Annotated in this window: 18 protein-coding genes; 2 read left to right on the top strand and 16 right to left on the bottom strand. The window is 47.1% G+C overall.

The features are described 5' to 3' along the window. Positions 1-2: 2 nt before the first annotated feature. Together KNO96_RS01365 and KNO96_RS01360 are read right to left on the bottom strand one after the other, a co-directional pair. On the bottom strand, positions 3-1,058 hold the full coding sequence (locus KNO96_RS01365; RefSeq protein ID WP_214701928.1) for an enoyl-CoA hydratase/isomerase family protein: 1,056 nt from the start codon (positions 1,056-1,058) through the stop codon (positions 3-5). 88 nt (positions 1,059-1,146) lie between these two features. Next, positions 1,147-1,944, bottom strand: a complete 798-nt coding sequence (locus KNO96_RS01360; RefSeq protein ID WP_214701927.1) for an enoyl-CoA hydratase — start codon at positions 1,942-1,944, stop codon at positions 1,147-1,149. Positions 1,945-2,105: 161 nt separating this feature from the next. Here KNO96_RS01360 and KNO96_RS01355 point away from each other — a divergent pair, with 161 nt between their 5' ends. Further along, positions 2,106-2,525, top strand: a complete 420-nt coding sequence (locus KNO96_RS01355; RefSeq protein WP_214701925.1) for a MarR family winged helix-turn-helix transcriptional regulator — start codon at positions 2,106-2,108, stop codon at positions 2,523-2,525. Positions 2,526-2,573: 48 nt separating this feature from the next. Here the strand turns inward: KNO96_RS01355 and KNO96_RS01350 are convergent, their stop codons facing one another. Further along, positions 2,574-3,122 (bottom strand): GNAT family N-acetyltransferase, encoded by a 549-nt coding sequence (locus tag KNO96_RS01350; RefSeq protein ID WP_214701924.1) that lies wholly within the window; start codon positions 3,120-3,122, stop codon positions 2,574-2,576. Between the two features lie 418 nt (positions 3,123-3,540). Here KNO96_RS01350 and KNO96_RS01345 point away from each other — a divergent pair, with 418 nt between their 5' ends. After that, complete coding sequence (locus tag KNO96_RS01345; protein ID WP_214701923.1) at positions 3,541-4,089, top strand: DUF4256 domain-containing protein; 549 nt, start codon at positions 3,541-3,543, stop codon at positions 4,087-4,089. A gap of 257 nt (positions 4,090-4,346) precedes the next feature. Here the strand turns inward: KNO96_RS01345 and KNO96_RS01340 are convergent, their stop codons facing one another. From KNO96_RS01340 to yfmF, 13 genes are all read right to left on the bottom strand, one after another. Next, positions 4,347-5,528, bottom strand: a complete 1,182-nt coding sequence (locus KNO96_RS01340) for a glycine C-acetyltransferase (protein WP_214701922.1) — start codon at positions 5,526-5,528, stop codon at positions 4,347-4,349. Positions 5,529-5,541: 13 nt separating this feature from the next. Continuing rightward, positions 5,542-6,618, bottom strand: a complete 1,077-nt coding sequence (gene tdh, locus KNO96_RS01335) for an L-threonine 3-dehydrogenase (RefSeq protein ID WP_214701921.1) — start codon at positions 6,616-6,618, stop codon at positions 5,542-5,544. Positions 6,619-6,784: 166 nt separating this feature from the next. After that, positions 6,785-7,045 carry a stage V sporulation protein S gene (locus tag KNO96_RS01330; protein ID WP_026825833.1) on the bottom strand — a complete coding sequence of 87 codons (261 nt, stop codon included), beginning with the start codon at positions 7,043-7,045 and terminating at the stop codon, positions 6,785-6,787. A gap of 26 nt (positions 7,046-7,071) precedes the next feature. Further along, positions 7,072-7,866 (bottom strand): TIGR00282 family metallophosphoesterase, encoded by a 795-nt coding sequence (locus KNO96_RS01325; protein ID WP_214698846.1) that lies wholly within the window; start codon positions 7,864-7,866, stop codon positions 7,072-7,074. 48 nt (positions 7,867-7,914) lie between these two features. Beyond that, the gene (gene rny / locus KNO96_RS01320; RefSeq protein WP_214701920.1) at positions 7,915-9,477 is read right to left on the bottom strand and encodes a ribonuclease Y; all 1,563 of its coding nucleotides are present in this window, start codon (positions 9,475-9,477) and stop codon (positions 7,915-7,917) included. 187 nt (positions 9,478-9,664) lie between these two features. Then, entirely contained in the window at positions 9,665-10,714 is a 1,050-nt protein-coding gene (gene recA / locus KNO96_RS01315; RefSeq protein WP_026825830.1) for a recombinase RecA, read from the bottom strand. A gap of 76 nt (positions 10,715-10,790) precedes the next feature. Continuing rightward, entirely contained in the window at positions 10,791-12,017 is a 1,227-nt protein-coding gene (locus KNO96_RS01310; protein WP_214701918.1) for a competence/damage-inducible protein A, read from the bottom strand. A gap of 63 nt (positions 12,018-12,080) precedes the next feature. Next, a complete protein-coding gene (gene pgsA, locus KNO96_RS01305) occupies positions 12,081-12,659 on the bottom strand; it encodes a CDP-diacylglycerol--glycerol-3-phosphate 3-phosphatidyltransferase (protein ID WP_026825828.1) in 579 nt (192 codons plus the stop codon). A 32-nt stretch (positions 12,660-12,691) separates the two neighbouring features. After that, complete coding sequence (locus KNO96_RS01300; RefSeq protein WP_214698850.1) at positions 12,692-13,564, bottom strand: helix-turn-helix domain-containing protein; 873 nt, start codon at positions 13,562-13,564, stop codon at positions 12,692-12,694. A gap of 27 nt (positions 13,565-13,591) precedes the next feature. Beyond that, positions 13,592-14,368, bottom strand: coding sequence for a YmfK family protein (locus tag KNO96_RS01295; RefSeq protein WP_012726484.1), 777 nt, complete (start codon positions 14,366-14,368; stop codon positions 13,592-13,594). 93 nt (positions 14,369-14,461) lie between these two features. Next, entirely contained in the window at positions 14,462-15,175 is a 714-nt protein-coding gene (ymfI, locus tag KNO96_RS01290) for an elongation factor P 5-aminopentanone reductase (RefSeq protein ID WP_235181838.1), read from the bottom strand. Next, positions 15,154-16,413 carry an EF-P 5-aminopentanol modification-associated protein YfmH gene (gene yfmH, locus KNO96_RS01285; RefSeq protein ID WP_026825825.1) on the bottom strand — a complete coding sequence of 420 codons (1,260 nt, stop codon included), beginning with the start codon at positions 16,411-16,413 and terminating at the stop codon, positions 15,154-15,156. The genes ymfI and yfmH overlap by 22 nt, the downstream gene beginning before the upstream one ends. Beyond that, positions 16,410-17,648 carry an EF-P 5-aminopentanol modification-associated protein YfmF gene (gene yfmF, locus KNO96_RS01280; RefSeq protein WP_214701916.1) on the bottom strand — a complete coding sequence of 413 codons (1,239 nt, stop codon included), beginning with the start codon at positions 17,646-17,648 and terminating at the stop codon, positions 16,410-16,412. Before yfmF ends, yfmH begins: the two co-directional genes overlap by 4 nt. Between the last annotated feature and the right edge of the window lies 1 nt (position 17,649).

Genomic DNA, 17,649 nt, shown 5'->3' with positions numbered 1-17,649 from the left:
CGCTATACCGTTTCAAAAAAAGAATCAACTTGCCGTTCTGTCACTTCGCTAAGTGTAGAAGGATTCCATATCGGAGTACGATCTTTATCAACAAGAACTGAACGAACCCCTTCATAGAAATCATGACATTTCATAAAATGCAATGCGAGGTTTTGTTCCATATCAAAACACGCTTGAAGAGATTGCTCTTTCCCTTTCTGCATTTGACGAAGGGTCACTTTCAATGACGTGGGTGACATAGATCGGAGTGTCTCTATCGTTTTCTCTGCCCACTCATCGCCTGTTCTCGCACCTTGTTTAAGCGATGAAATAATCTCTTCAATTGTTTCAAACCGAAAGTACTGATCGATTTTGTCTTGTACGGATGATATTGACGAAGGAAGAGAAACAGGTCTCCGGAACGAATCCAATAGCTGATTGAGGTCCGTTTCAACTGAATCAGGCGTCCAACGTTTTTCCATCATGCCTTCTTTTAATTTGGGCCAATCCTTGCTCTCAATGAAATGGTCAGCTGCTCCGATATAGAGCGCATCTTGTGCATGGATACCGGTCGCGGTTAAAGCAAGATATCTTCCTACTGAACCAGGCATCTGATTTAAAAAATAACTTGCCCCGACATCAGGGAAAAAACCGATGTTCATTTCTGGCATTGCCCATTTGGACGATTCAGTTACAATCCTGTGTGAGGCACCTATTGATAGTCCGACGCCACCACCCATGACTATACCGTTCATGAATACGACGACTGGTTTTGGATAATGATGAATCTCATAGTCCAATTCGTACTCGATCGAAAAGAATTGTTTGGCGTATGCTTCTATATCATCTTCTTTTAAATCATATAAGGCGCGCATATCTCCACCTGCGCACAGACCCTTTTCGCCTTCTCCGTAAATACATACGAATGATACACTGTCATCTTGCTTCCATTTTTTTAGCTGTTCATTCATCGTATCTACCATATCAACGTTTAAAGAGTTTAACGCACGGGGGCGATTCAGCTTGATCCACCCAATTCCATTTTGAACTTCTGTGACGACACTTTCTCGAGCGTCCACTATCGATCACCGCCTTGATGATTGTATAAGTTGCTATGACTTAAACGCAAAGTACACTTACTGAGAACAGGTTGAAATGATCCAATCATTATTTATCTTGGAATTCCGCCTCACGCTTTTCGATAAAAGCATTGACCCCTTCTTTCATGTCTTCCGTTGTAAACAACCCTGCCCAAAGGTTTGCTTCAATCGCCAGACCTTCTTCTAATGTTGTTTCCAAACCTTTATTTACCGCCTCCATCGTTGCCGCAATCGATGATCGACTCTTTTTAAGAGCAATAGTTTCGGCAAGTTGTTTCGCTTCATCCATTAATTCAGCAAGAGGCACTGATTTGTTCACTAATCTAATTGATTCCGCTTCTTTCCCCCCAATGATTTTACTAGTCAAAATCATTTCAAGAGCCTTTGACTTATTCGTAAGACGTGCCAAACGCTGCGTACCTCCAAAGCCCGGGATCAATCCCAAGTTCAGTTCGGGTTGCCCAAGTTTGGCTTCGTCTGCAGCAATCCGCATGTGACAACTCATCGCAAGTTCCAAACCTCCACCTAAGCAAGCCCCATTAATCGCAGCAATGACAGGTTTGTGTAATTGTTCAATCTTGTTTAAGACAGTCTGTGCATTTACAGATAGTGACTTCCCTTGTTCTTCACTATCGAACGCAGATACAAATTCTTTGATATCAGCACCTACAATGAAGAATTTCCCTTCCCCTGTAATCACGACTACCTTTATCTCTGAATCATTCGCGACATAATCAACGCATTCTGACAATCCGTTAACCGTTTCTGAACTGATTACGTTTGCCGGTGGATTATTTAAGAATAAATAAGCCACATGATTTTCTACTTTTACTTTGATGTTTGAAAATTGTTTTTCATTGCTCATTTTTTTGTTCTCCTCCTCATTTTAGATTGCATTTAAGCGTTGGTTTCTTTCATTAAAACCTTAAGCTAGAATTCGTAACCAAAATTGTTTTGTAACAAAACTGTTTCACCACGAAATTTAACATGCTATGATGAACAGTGTCAAGATAAGGGGAGAACGATATGGAATTGAAAGATTGTATTAACTTTTTACTAAGCGCTAGCCAGAATAAGGTTTTTAAATATTTCAGCAAGCTACTAGAAGAGTATGAAGTGACTCCAGCTCAATATGGTGTATTAAACTGTTTGTGGAGAGACGGACAGCTTTCCCCGAAACAGATTGGAGAAAAGTTGTATCTTGAAGCTCCTACGATTTCAGGAATACTTGATAAAATGCAAAAATCAGGACTGATCGAGCGTTCGATTGATCCTGATAATCGTAGAAACGTATTGGTTGTACCTACTCAAAAAGCTGAAGAATTGCGAAGTGGAATCGAAGCTGCGACAGTCGAGCTGAATGAAAAAGTTTTCGAAAGTTTATCGGATCGAGATGTGGAAATTTTAAAAAAATCATTAGAGATTATCATCCAAATCGATTATTGATTTGCAGAAAGGACATTCTCCCATCATGAGAGAATGTCCTTTCTATCGTTATCTTACCCATTCATCCCGCAACAACCCGTAGACGACATGGTCGACATAACGGTCATATAACCATTCCGCATCTCGAATGAACCCTTCTTCTTTAAAGCCAAATCGTTCCGGAAGTGCCCGACTCTTTACATTCTCTGTCGCGACTCGAATCTCAATTTTATTTAGTTTAAGGTCTCCGAACCCATACTCGATGATGGTCCCGAGTGATTGAGTCATGATGCCCTTTCCCTGAAAATCTTGTCCGAGCCAATACCCGATCGTGCCACATTGGATTCCACGATTGATTTCGTTAAATCCGATTGTCCCCGCTAGTGTACCCTTATACATCAAAGCGAACGATTTTGGGCGCCCGCCCGTTTCAATCAATCCTTTAATCCGTCCCTCAATGTTCTGCTTTGAGTCTTCCACTGAATCGATATAATCGAGCCACCCGAGCCACTCTCGCAGATAAGGCTTCGATGTCATCGTCAGTTGAAATAATGCTTCAGCGTCGTCTACATTAAACATTCTTAGCGTGAGATCGTCATTTATTTTGTATTCAAGCATATAGACCCTTCCTTCTCAATCATCAAATTATGTATTCACTTTTAATAGGTCACTGCAACTTTTAGCAGACCCTGAAACGCTTTCTCTGCAGAACAAACACTATGCGTTTGTAGTCCATAAAAAGAAATCAACCGATCGCCAAGTATTGAGCGTAGCCGCATCTTCTCATTTACCACTTTCCAAGGTAGTGAAAAATCGAATCAGTTAAATCAATTTATCAAACTAAGAAAGTTCTACATCGATGCTAATCGAGATCGCTATTGCTTCAATCAAAACATGTTCCACCTCCAGAGCAGACACTCGCAATGACATTCAACCGGATTCTATTCATTACTAGTTTCAAAGGTTTTGAATCAAGAAGTATTAATCATATACATAGCTTATACTAAAAGAAACAATTAATAAGGAGCGATGCCTTATGCCTAACCCTTCAAAAGAACAAGTTCTTGATCTACTAAGCACGCTGAAATTGCGTTTTGATGACCATCCAGAGCGGCATAAACATGTGTCATGGTCTGACATTTCAACAAAAATTGAAGCTGCGGAAGAAAAACTTCTGTCCTTATTTCAAATGGAACAAACCGGAGGAGAACCGGACGTGATTTGTCTACCTAGTGGTGGCCTTGCTTTTTGCGACTGTTCAGCGGAGAGTCCAAGCGGTCGTCGCAGGCTCTGTTATGACGACACCGCACTCGAAGCGCGAAAGAAGAACAAGCCTGCTAGAAGTGCAATCGCTATGTCTGACCAGATGGGTATCACCCTTCTCGATGAAGAAGCATACCGACACTTACAAACGCTCGGAACTTTTGATTCGAAGACATCGAGTTGGATTCAGACACCGGACACAATCCGTCAAAAAGGCGGTGCGCTGTTTTGCGACCGTCGCTATGGACACATATTCGTCTACCATAATGGTGCAGATTCTTATTATGCCGCTCGAGGATTCAGAGGGATGTTCATGATTTAAGCAAGGCGTTATATCTTGTTTATTGTAGAAAGAGCAGACACATTAAGAAAAACTTGTCATGATGGTAAAAGTCAGCTTTTAACACTCGACTCACTTGAAAAAATCGAAGGGTGAAGAATATAATTTCTTAACTTTTAGGATTCATATAATTTTTTCAAATACGGTAATTGAAATAATAATAACTAGTCTCTCAGCTTGATTAGATTTCACATACATTTCCATCAAAAAACTGCAGACAATCTGTCTGCAGTCCTCGTTTATGCGTGAAGTGTCACATTCAACTCTTCCGCGACCGTTTTGAACGCTTCGAGTGCCCGTTCGAGGTCATCTCGCGTATGTTCCGCTGTGACGATGGTCCGGATACGGGCTTTTCCACGCTCGACCGTCGGGAAGGCGATACTTTGTGCGAATACACCATGCTCCTTCAACTTGTCCGAGAACGTATGCGCAAGCGTCTCTTCGCCGAGCATGACCGGTGTGATTGGTGTCGTCGCATGTCCGATATCGAAACCGAGATCACGTAAGCCGTTCTTGAAGAATTCGGTGTTCACCCACAGCTTGTCAAACAACTCCTCTTCTTCTTTCATGACACGGATCGCTTCACGGTTCGCCGCCACGACTGCCGGTGGATGTGATGTCGAGAAGAGGAACGGGCGACCTTTATGGATCAAGTAATCGCGAACGTCTTGTGAACAGGCTACGTAACCACCAAGTACCCCGATTGCTTTTGAAAGCGTCCCGACCTGTAGCGCGACACGACCGTCCAGACCGAAGTGATTGACCGTCCCACGACCATTTTTCCCAAGGACACCTGATGCGTGCGCATCATCGACCATGACCGCAGCGTCATACTTCTCTGCGAGTTCGACGATGGCTGGGAGCGGTGCGATGTTCCCATCCATCGAAAATACACCGTCCGTCACGACGAGACGCGTGCGATAATCTTGTGTCTCTTTCAACGCCTTCTCCAAGTCTTCAAGGTCGACGTGCTTATAAATACGACGCGCCGCTTTCGTGAGACGAATCCCATCAATGATGGACGCATGGTTGAGGGCGTCACTAATGACGACATCCTCCGGTCCGAGCAGTGCAGACAACACCCCGAGGTTCGTCGCAAATCCTGATTGGAAGACGAGTGAGGCCTCCGTATGTTTGAACTCGGCGAGCTCGCGCTCAAACGCTTCGTGCATCTCGAACGTCCCGGCAATCGTCCGGACCGATCCCGTTCCTGCCCCATATTGCTCGACCGCTTCAATCGCCGCTTGTTTTAATCGCGGATGGTTCGCGAGTCCGAGGTAGTTGTTCGAGGACAACTGGACGAGTGATTTCCCATCGATTGTCACTTCATTCCCTTGTGCCGATTCGAGTGGGACGAGCTTACGGAACGTCCCCTCTTCTTTCATCTCATTGATTGCTTGTGTAATATGTTCAAATGCCATGTTGTTTCCCCCTTTAAGGTATTAAGACGACCTTTCCACATTTCCCTGCCCGCATGAGTTCGAACCCTTTCTCGAACTCCTCGAGCTTAAAGACGTGCGTGATGATCGGTTCGACGTTCAACTGACCCGTCGCAAGCATCGTCGAGACTTGGCTCCACGTCTCATACATTTTTCGTCCTGTGATCCCTTGGACACGGACCCCTTTAAAGACGACGTCCCGCGTGAGGTCGATGGCGACCGGACGAGCCGGGAGTGACAAGACGTTGACGTCTCCACCTGCCGTGACCATCTTGAACGCCTGATCAATCGCAATCGGGTGTCCGCTCATCTCGCAGACGACATCAATCCCGTCTCCGTTTGTCTCACGCTCGATCAATTCGAGCGGATTCTCTTCTAAACTGTTGATGACGACATCCGCCCCCATCTCTTCAGCGAGTTTTAAGCGATACGGATTGACGTCGACCGCGTATACTCGGCTTGCACCTGCTGCTTTGGCGACGCCGACCGCCATGAGTCCGATCGGTCCACAACCGACGATGGCGACCGATTTGGCAGACACGTCACTCGCTAACACCGTATGGACCGCATTGCCGAGTGGTTCTTGAATCGAGGCGAGTTTTGCCGGCATCGATTCCGGATTCACCCATAAGTTCTCTTCAGGCATGACGACGTATTCTGCGAAGCAGCCTTGCGTGTCCACGCCGATGATTTTTGTGTTCTTACAGATGTGATACTGTCCGCGCAAACATTGTTTACACTGATGACAGACGATATGCGTCTCTGCAGACACGGTTTGTCCGATCTGGATACGCTTCGTCCCTTCCCCGAGCGCCACGACTTCTCCCGAAAATTCATGACCAAATACGTACGGTGGTTTGACGCGACTCTGTGACCACTCATCCCACTCATAGATGTGGACATCGGTCCCGCAAATCGATGTCGCTTTTACTTGAATGAGCACTTCTCCAGGCCCTGGTGTCGGAACTGGTACGTCGACCAGTTTTGCCCCAAAACCGGCCGTGTGTTTTTGAATCGCTTTCATTACTGGTGTCGTTGTTTCCTTCTCTGTGGTTGACACGAGTTGTTCCATTGAAAACGTCCCCCTCTTGTCTCTTATGATCGAACGATACGTTCTTTATCATCTTGTCATAAAATGACGAAACTGAGAAGATGGAACGTCCGATTTTCATAAAAAAAGAGGAGCCATCCGCGCCGATGGCTCCTCTTAACAAGAATAGGACCTATGTCCCTACTGCTCATCGTGGCTCGATGATGAGCTTGATGGCAGTACGTTCCTCACCGTCTATCATAATATCCGTAAAGGCTGGAATGCAAATCAAATCGAGACCGCTTGGCGCGACAAAGCCTCGGGCGATTGCGACGGCTTTGACGGACTGATTCAGCGCACCTGCCCCAACCGCCTGTATCTCACACGTTCCTTTTTCACGTAGCACACCCGCTAAAGCACCCGCAACGGAGTTAGGGTTCGATTTTGCCGAAACTTTGAGTACGTCCATTCTTGTTTCCCCCTCGGGTAGGTTGTTCAATCAAACCAGACGGTCTGATCATCTAGGTGTATTCGTTCGATTTTTGTCGCTCGTTTCGTCTGATCATCGATTGTAATGAAAACTCCATTAAGTTGTTCCCGTCCCTCGGCAACTTCAAACCGAACTGGGAGTTGTGTCATAAATTTTTTTAAGACGACCGATGCATCCATCCCGAGCACCCCGTCTAGTGGGCCGGTCATGCCGACGTCTGTAATGTAGGCCGTTCCGTTCGGTAGGACACGCTCGTCCGCTGTCTGCACGTGTGTATGTGTCCCAACAACGGCTTGAGCGCGGCCGTCAAGATGATACCCCATCGCAATCTTTTCACTTGTCGCCTCGGCGTGGACATCGACGAAGATCGCATCGACCTCGTCCCGCACTTCTTCAATGAGACGGTTGACAGTCCGGAACGGGCAGTCAAGAGATGGCAAGAAGACATTTCCCATGACGTTGATGACGGCCAATTTCTTCCCATTCTGCTTTAGCTTCATCATCCCGACACCCGGTGTCCCATCCGGATAGTTGGCCGGACGAACGATCCGGTCGGCATCGTCGATCCAATCAAAGATGTCGCGGTTGTCCCACGTGTGGTTCCCCATCGTCACCCCATGAAAGCCGAGCTCCAAAAACTGTTGATAAATCTTTTTCGTGAGACCGCGTCCGTTCGCCGCATTCTCCCCGTTGACGAGCATGAACGTCGGGTTGTATTTATCTTTCAACCGACCAATCTGATTGCTTAAAATATCTCGACCTGGTTTACCGACCACGTCACCGATAAATAAAATTTTCATATAAAATCCTCCCTCAAACAGAAAAAGCGGAGAAATTCTCCGCTTCGTTTACTTCGCATAATCGACGGAACGTGTTTCACGAATGACCGTCACTTTAATTTGTCCAGGATAATCGAGTTCATCCTCGATTCGCTTACAAATATCGCGTGCCATCTTGCCGGCGACGACATCGTCGACGACATCAGGACGAACGATGATTCGGACTTCACGTCCCGCTTGAATCGCATACGATTTTTCGACACCTTCAAACGACTCACAGATTGACTCGAGTCGTTCGAGACGGCGAATGTAGCTTTCAAGTGTCTCTTGGCGAGCTCCAGGACGAGCTGCTGACAAGGCGTCGGCCGCTGCCACAAGTACCGCAATCGTCGATGTCGCCTCGACGTCCCCGTGGTGGGAAGCAATCGAGTTGATGACGACCGGATGTTCTTTGTACTTCGTCGCAAGTTCCACACCGATCTCGACGTGACTACCTTCGACTTCGTGATCGATCGCTTTACCGATATCGTGTAAGAGCCCTGCCCGTTTCGCGAGCGTGACGTCTTCCCCGAGTTCGGCTGCCATCATCCCGGCAAGGTGTGCCACCTCGACCGAGTGAGACAAGACGTTCTGACCATAACTCGTACGATAGCGCATGCGACCTAGTGTTTTGACGAGGTCTGGATGGAGTCCATGAATCCCGGCTTCGAACGTTGCTTCTTCTCCGTACTCACGAATGCGCTCATCCACTTCCCGACGCGATTTCTCGACCATCTCTTCAATTCGAGCCGGGTGAATCCGACCGTCTTGAACGAGTTTTTCAAGCGTCATTTTGGCGATTTCACGGCGAACCGGGTCGAATCCTGACAAAATGACGGCTTCTGGTGTGTCATCAATGATGAGGTCAATCCCAGTCAACGTCTCGAGCGTCCGGATGTTACGACCCTCACGCCCGATGATGCGACCTTTCATCTCATCACTCGGTAAGTTAACAACGGATACCGTCGTCTCAGCGACATGTTCAGCAGCGTATCGTTGCATCGTGAGAGATAAGAGGTGTTTCGCTTTTTTATCCGCTTCTTGTTTTGCTTTTTGCTCGATTTCTTTTTGAAGGAGAGCAGCATCGTGAAGCGCTTCCTGCTTCGCTTCGTCCATGATGATGGTACGTGCTTCATCTTTCGAGAGGGATGCCACGCGTACAAGTTCTTGGCGTGCCTCTGCGTATAAGTCCTCCACTTTGCTTTCAAGCATTTCTGCTTCACGCTTGCGCTTTTCGAGTCCTCGTTCCTGTTCATCAAGTGAGTCTTCTTTCCGCTCGAGCATGTCTGCTTTGCGGTCGAGAAGCTCTTCTTTTTGAACGAGGCGATTCTCTTTTACTTTCTGTTCTTCGCGACGTTCACGTAATTCCTGTTCCGTCTCATTACGAAGTTGAATCATCTCTTCTTTTACTTCAAGCCGTGCTTCTTTTTGCATCGCTTCCGATTGTTGTTTGGCTTGCTCCACAATCTTAGTCGCTTCCGTCTCGGCACCTTGAATCTTCGCTTCGGCGATCGATTTACGCACAAAAAAACCTGCAACAAAAGCTATCGGCAAAAGGAGGATCAGAATAAGCCAGTATAGCCATTCCATCATGTTCACCTCCCTTTCGCAAGGTTATTTTATTTTTTTAATAAGTGAGTAGCACGGGCAAGCCCGCGCATAACTTTATTGTACTTATTTAAGAGTGAGAATGCAATGCACGGACAGGATAGAACTACCAATTGTCTAAAAATTATACTAAAAAAATCTCACTCGGATGATTCCAAGTGAGACAATCTGCTTATTCGTCATCGAGAAGTGAAATAACTTCGTCGTCTTCTCCTTCGACTGTGACCGTTTTTTCTCCGTTCAAGCCGTAGTGGTCGCGAATTTGTCGTTCCACTTCGGCAGCGATTGCTGGGTTTTCTTTCATGTACTGCTTCGCGTTCTCACGGCCTTGACCGAGACGTTCCTCATTGAATGAATACCAAGCTCCACTCTTTTGAACGATATCGAGGTCTGCACCGATGTCGATGAGCTCCCCTTCACGTGAGATTCCTTCTCCATACATGATATCGACTTCTGCCGTTTTGAATGGTGGCGCAATCTTGTTTTTAACAATCTTGATCTTCGTACGGTTCCCGACCATATCTTGACCTTGTTTGAGTGTTTCTGCACGACGAACTTCAAGACGCACCGAAGAGTAGAACTTCAAGGCGCGACCACCTGGAGTCGTTTCCGGGTTACCGAACATGATACCGATCTTCTCACGGATTTGGTTGATGAAGATCACAATCGTCTTCGACTTGTTCGTCGCACCAGACAGCTTACGAAGTGCCTGAGACATCAAGCGGGCTTGAAGACCAACGTGTGAATCTCCCATTTCCCCTTCGATTTCGGCTTTTGGTACGAGTGCCGCAACCGAGTCGACAACAAGGATATCAACCGCACCAGAGCGAACGAGCGCTTCAGCGATCTCAAGCGCCTGCTCCCCTGTATCCGGTTGAGAGAGAAGCAACTCATCGATGTTGACACCAAGGTTTTTAGCATACTTCGGATCGAGCGCGTGCTCGGCATCGACGAATGCAGCTTGACCTCCGCGTTTTTGAACTTCCGCAATCGCATGAAGGGCGACAGTCGTCTTACCTGAAGATTCTGGTCCGTATACTTCAATGACACGACCACGTGGATATCCACCTGCTCCGAGCGCGACATCGAGAGCGATTGACCCTGAAGGGATGACCGACACTTGTTGGTCTGTATTTTCACCAAGGCGCATAATCGAGCCTTTACCGAATTGTTTTTCAATCTGGCGCAATGCCATTTCTAACGCTTGTTTACGATCACTCATAGATAAATGAGCCTCCTTTAATTGATACTTTCATTATACGTGAACAGTTGGCGATACACAAGTTTTTTACGAACATTTATTCGCCTTTTTCAATTCGCTGGATGAGGGCCCACAACCCGTCTTTTGCAGCTCTCATACGAATCATATTACGTTCCTGATGTGGATACGTTCGCTCGATGACCTCGGTTCCCCCTGGCGTTTTCACGCCGATATAGACCGTTCCGACCGGACGACCCGAATTTGATGTCGGTCCAGCTTCACCTGTGAATGAAAGGGCATAATCGGCTTTCGATTCATGAGCCAACCCCACGACCATCTCATAGGCAACTTCTTTTGAGACGACTGAGTGCTGTTCAATTGTATCAAGGGCGACCCCCAAATACCTATTTTTTAGCTCATCCGAATACGTCACCATCCCTCCTAAAAAAACAGCTGACGAACCCGGTGTCGATGTGATCATCGACTGGACCTCACCACCGGTCAATGACTCGGCAACAGCGAGCGTTCGATTCATGCGAGTCAGCAATTGAACAAGATGCGAGGCAATCGTTTCTTCATCCGATCCGAAATAATATGAACCGACCCGTTCTAAAATTTTAGACTTCACTTCTTGAATCATCGCTCTCGCCGTCATCTCATCGACAGCACGAGCGCTGATTCGGAGTCTTGCCTCTCCAGTCTCGGCATATGGCGCGACGGTTGGATTTGCACCGTTCAACAAGTCTTTCACTGCATCGTCGAGGGCGGATTCACCAATCTCATAAAATCGTAGCGATTCCGAGACGAGCGTCGCACCTGAAAACTTTTTCGGAAACGTCTCATCGACGAGCGCTCGCATCTCACGCGGTACACCTGGGAGTAGCATCCATGTCGTATCACCAGGAATCCACATACCCGGAGCAAGCCCTACTGGATTTTGTAGCACGTCTGCTCCGCTCAACACATCGGCTTGGCGTGCATCCCCCTCATTCATCGGGCGATTACGCGAGCGAAGGAATCGTTGAATCGTCTCAAACGCTTCCTCATCCCGTACGATCGGACGTTCGAGCAGTTCAGAAAGGACCTCTTTCGTGACGTCATCCGCTGTTGGACCTAGCCCACCTGTGACGATGACCAAGTCAGAACGACGACGGGCGATCTCAAAAGTCTCTCGCATTCGTGCCGCGTTGTCCCCGACAACTTGATGATACAAGACCGGCACGCCGTACTTCGACAGTTGTTCTGATATGTAACTGGCATTCGTATTGATGATTTCTCCTAAGAGCAACTCGCTTCCTACCGCAATGATTTCGGCTCGTTTCATCTTAATTCCTCCTCGACTTCAAAAAAAAAGACGAGCTAGATCAACCAACTCGTCTCTGTCGACTTACATCGACTTCACAATTATCTTGTAGTTTTGTGCGAAGTACTCAGCACCTGAATAAATCGTCAGCGCGAGTGCCAACCACATCGCCCATTCGCCAAATGGGATTCCGACATAGCTGAAAATCGGATTACCGAATAGCAAGAAGATGATGGCAAAGAGTTGCACCCACGTCTTCGCCTTCCCAGATTTTCCGGCCGCGACGACAATCCCTTCGTCAGCAGCGACAAGGCGAAGGCCAGTGACAGCGAATTCGCGTGAAAGAATCACGACGACGACCCAAGCCGCAACGAGGTCCATCTCGACGAGGAGCACGAGTGCCGCCGTAACGAGAAGTTTGTCTGCGAGCGGGTCCATAAACTTACCAAAGTTCGTGACCAAATTGTGTTTGCGGGCCAAGTGACCATCCAGCCAGTCCGTAATGGCCGCAATCGTAAAAATCACACCAGCAATAAATTGGTGAAGTGGGATGTCAGCACCTAAAAAGGCGATGTTGCCCCAATCAAAATCAATAGCGAGTAAGACGACGAATACGGGAATGAGTACCACGCGTAACATCGTCAATCGGTTAGGTAGGTTCATGTAGAACGCCTCCTCTTAGAAGGAGAGTCGACTTATTCAGTGTCAACTCTCTTTACAAAAATATTTTGTGTGACCGGAGACTCTTGAAGCTCGAGCTCGCGACCGTTGACGACGATTTTCTCAACACCTGCGATGAGCCCGATTCGAATACGTAGCGTGTCCGTCTCAGCGTCTTCAATGACAATCGGGTTTTGTTTCGATTGATTTGGATATTCAGGCGCTAGGAATGCTCCTTCAAGTGATGTATCACGTACGCCAACATATGAGGCCGGGGACTCTTTTACATAAATCTCAGTTGATAATTTTTCACTCGTCATAAGTTCATATGTGATATCCGCACCGTTCGATTCTGTCACCGTAACCGGACCGGATTCTGCAGGCGGTTCTTCCTCAGCCGGATTCTCTTCAGACGGTTCTTCCTCGACAGGCTCATCTGCCGGAACATCCTCGTTTTGGTCGACCGTAACGCTAGAACTTGGCGGTTCAGTAGGACTCGCATCCTGCCCACCGAAGTCGATGCTTCTCACCGCAAAATAAACCGCAGTGATGAGCAAAAAGACAGTGAGGACAAGCAGTACTTTTGGAACCCACCTTGAAACCCGGCTCGTAGACTCCGAAGCCTTGGAATACGTTTTCTTCCGAGATAACTGAGCGGTCGGCTGTGCCTCGATTTTTGGTAAGTCTTTTGCATATGTTCCGTACAGTTCATCTACATCTAGACCGAGTGACTCCGCATACGTTTTAATGAACGCCCGTGCATAGAAAGAGCCAGGGAGATTTTTGTAATCACCTTCCTCGATCGCGATGATATAGCGCTTTTGGATTTTCGTCGTCTGTTGGATTTGGTCGAGCGTCAATCCGCTCTCCTCACGCTTTTGTTTCAAAAAAGTCCCTAGTTCTGTCACAGGGGTCCACACCTTCCATTCACATTATTATTCAAACCATTCTGACTCACGATGTGTTTCTTGTGGGATGATGATCGTTTCATCCGGGTTGTTTCTCAATTCAATAATATAATCAAAGTCTTCATACACGCAATCGGTGTTTCGGACATATAAGTCAGGATGTTCAATAACCTTCACTGCAGGCAATCGCATGACTTCACGGATGAGCTGTCGATGTCGTTCATCCATTGTACGAGTGGAGACGGCTCCATCAATTATGTATACGTGATCGCCTTCCCGTTCTTCTTCAAATAATGAGGTTCGAACGGTCTGTTTCATCAGTGTTGATGACAAAAACAGCCATCGTTTGTTTGCACACACACTCGCCGCGACGATAGATTCCGTCTTTCCGACGCGAGGATTACCGCGTACGCCAATCAATAAATGACGCTCTTCCTTCATCAACTCTGCGACAAAGTCGACGAGAATCCCTAAGTCTTCTCGCACGAAACGGAACGTCTTTTTATCATCACTGTCATGGTCGATGTATCGACCATGTCGAATCGCTATTCGATCCCTTAATTTGGGACGCCGTAACTTGATGACAGCGATAGCTTCCATTCGCTTCAAAATATGTTCGAGCCGATGGACATGATCAGCAGCCGGGGCTTTTAACAACATCCCACGGCGCTGTAGATCGACTCCATTGATGGTGACGATGGATATTTGAAGCATTCCCATGAGAGACGCGATATCTCCGAGGATACCCGGTCGATTTTGACACAGTTCATACTCGAGATACCACTCTTCGAATTTATGTTCCATCCCCAACCATCCTTTCGAGCGAGTTCACTACCTAGCCTATTTTAAATTATTTTAGAAGAATTGAAAAGAACTCGTTTATGTACAGTGACTAGATCATTGCCAGCCACCGTCGATGCGTAACACCGTTCCTGTCATATAGGAGGCGTCCGTTGAGCATAAAAAACGAATGGTTTTAGCAACATCTTCAGTATTCCCGAGTCGTCCAAGTGGAATGTCGTTCATCACGGATTCCTTCGACTCTTCTACCGTATCATTCATTGGCGTATCAATCCACCCTGGTGTCACCGCATTGATTCGAACATTGAACGGTCCCACTTCTCTGGCAAACGCTTTGACGAAGCCGAGCTGGGCTGCCTTGACTGTGGAGTAAAATACCTCGGCGGCCGCACCGACCTCACCCCAGATGCTTGAGACAATGACAATATCGAGTTGATGATCATACGGCTTCTTAGCTACAACGGACTGGACCAATCGAATCATCGCACGGACATGAATTTCATAGAGACGGTCGAGCTCATCGATTGCTTGGTCGACGACGAGACCATGAAGAGCGTGTCCGGCCACGTAGACGATTCGGTCGACGTTCGGCATTTCTTGTACCCACGACTCAACGGCACCTCGGTCTGTTAGGTCACAAGGGAAAAGTTCTGCCGAAAGATTTTCTTCATCAATCAAATGACGTAGTCTTTCGTGACCCTCGTTCGCATGCAAAATCAATTCATCTTCACGAAAAGCGAGCGAGACGGCACGTCCGATGGCACCGCTCGCTCCAACAATCAACGTCTTCATGGCTTTTTGACGATGCATACGGTCCGTTGCTCTTGACGGAACAACCGCTCGTACGCTTCGTATAGTTCATCTAATGTGATGTCATCAATCAAATTCGGAATCTCGAACAAGTTTCCGTCATTGAGCGCATAACGAGAAAACTGATTGGCGATGAATTCCGGTGAATTCAGTGCTTTTAAAAATTGTCCTTGCATCATGCGTTTCTTACGGTCAAGCGTTTCCTGATTGAGTTGAAGTGGACGTTCCAGTGCCTCCGTCACACGACCGACAAACGCATCGACTTCCGACGTCTCCATCGACAACGCAGCAAAGGCGAATGTTTCTTCTGACGTATAGTCAAACGAAAAGGCATCGTCAATCAGTCCTTCAGCATACAGTTCAGTATAGAGAGGGGCTGTCGTATCAAACAGTGCATGCATAAGCAATTCTACCGTCAACTCTTGCTTCAGACCCGCTTCGCCAGCTTGCGGGGCATCTTTATAGCCAATCATCACTTTCGGGACAGAGACATCCATCTCGATGACTCGTTCCGACAAACGAACCGCGATCGGCTCTTCAACCGTTTCACGGGCACTCAGCTTCGGTGCATCGAATGATTTGGTCGACTGATTGTTTCGAATCAATTCGAGCATCTCATCCGGTTCAATGTTTCCAACGACGAACAACGTCATATTGCTCGGATGGTAGAACGCTTGATGACAAACGTATAAATCTTCTGCAGTAATCTTCGAAATCGATTCGATAGTGCCCGCAATATCGATTTTAACGGGATGTGTCTCATACATTGCTTCAATCAAACCGAAATAAAGACGCCATCCCGGATTGTCTTGATACATTTGGATCTCTTGACCGATGATGCCCTTCTCTTTCTCCACCGATTCTTCCGTGAAATATGGAGTTTGAACGAAGTCGAGCAACGTTTGAACATTTTTCTGAATGTTCGACGTCGCACCGAACAAGTACGCCGTCCGTGTGAAAGAGGTGAAAGCGTTCGCCGAAGCGCCTTGACGTCCGAACTGTTGGAAGACGTCGCCATCTTCTTTTTCGAACATCTTATGTTCTAAGAAATGCGCAATACCATCGGGAACCTCGATCCAGTCTTCTAGTTTAAAGCGTCGGTCAATCGATCCATATTTGGTCGTGAACGTCGCGAATGTTTTTTCATATCCAGTCTTTTTCAACAAGTAAACGGAGAGGCCATTGTCGAGCACGTGGTGATGTAATGTCTCTCCGACGTTTGGAAAGTCTAGTTTCATGCTTCTCCTCCTTTCAAACAATAGACAGCTTCAAGCTCTATCTCATTCGCAAGGGCGATGACATGATCGCGTGTCGTGTTTTCGATAATCGCAATCTCTTCGTCTAGCGAGAATGGACGAACGTCCGCTCCGCTCATCCAAGCAATCAACTGACGCGGACTATCTCCGAGTTGACGACGTTGGTGGAACAAGAGTTCTTTCGTCTGTTGTAGCGTTTCATCTTCAAACTCGCCCGCTTGTAAAGCCTTCAATTGCTCTTCGATGATTTGTTCAGTCTTCTGCTGATTCGTCGCATCAATTCCTGCGTATACGAATAACTTTCGGCTGAGTGAACTATATTGTGAAGCAGCATAATATGCCAAACTTTCTTTTTCACGGACGTTCATAAACAGTTTCGAATGAGGAAATCCACCGAATAACCCGTTTACAATTTGCATACGTATCGCGTCTTTTGTACGTGGGTCGACATCGAGCGCATAGGCGAGATGAAGCTTGCTTTGTTTGATGTCTTGATGCTCCTCTAACCGCTTAAACTCACCTCGACTCGCTTCAGGTAACAGGCGTGGTTGACGTGTCCCAAGAGATTCCAATGGGTTAAAGGCCTGTTCGACTTGTTCACGACTGACATCCCCGACGACATAAATGTCGACACGGTCGTCTTGAATCATCGATTGATAGGCATCGTACAACGATTTTGGCGTGACATGGTCGAGTTGTTCAAGCGTACCGAGTGACGGGATTGCGAGTTCTCCTCCGAGCATCTCTTGTAGACGCTGTTGGGCGAATCGCATCTTGTCATCATAGACCGATTCGATGCGCTGGCGTTGTAGACGGCGCTCTTGCTCCACAATGAGCGGTTGGAATGCACCGTCATAGGCGTTTGGACGAAGCAGTACGTCTTCAAGCAATTTGATTGCTTGGCTCAGGACGTTTTCCCCGACAAGGTTGTCGTTGACGACTTCAAGTTGGAATTGGATGACATGCTCTTTTCCAATTTTTGAAGCGCCTGCATACAAGTTTGTGTCATACAAATCTTCTAGCGGTGTGTGAAATAACTCAATCGAAGGATAGGTCTCCGTCGATTTTTCCATAATGAATGGAAGTAGGGCTCGATCTGCTACCGTATCTGTAGAAAGTGGTGCAGCGAATGAGACGATACAAGTCGTCGTCTTAAATTTCTTGGTCGGATAGACCGAGTAGTGCAATTGATGCTCGAACTGCTCGATTCCTTTCATC

The organism is Exiguobacterium sp. s89 (assembly GCF_018617735.1).
Taxonomy (GTDB): Bacteria; Bacillota; Bacilli; order Exiguobacteriales; family Exiguobacteriaceae; genus Exiguobacterium; species Exiguobacterium marinum.
Note: the sequence above shows the minus strand (reverse complement) of the source record. Positions and strands in the feature narration are given on the sequence as shown.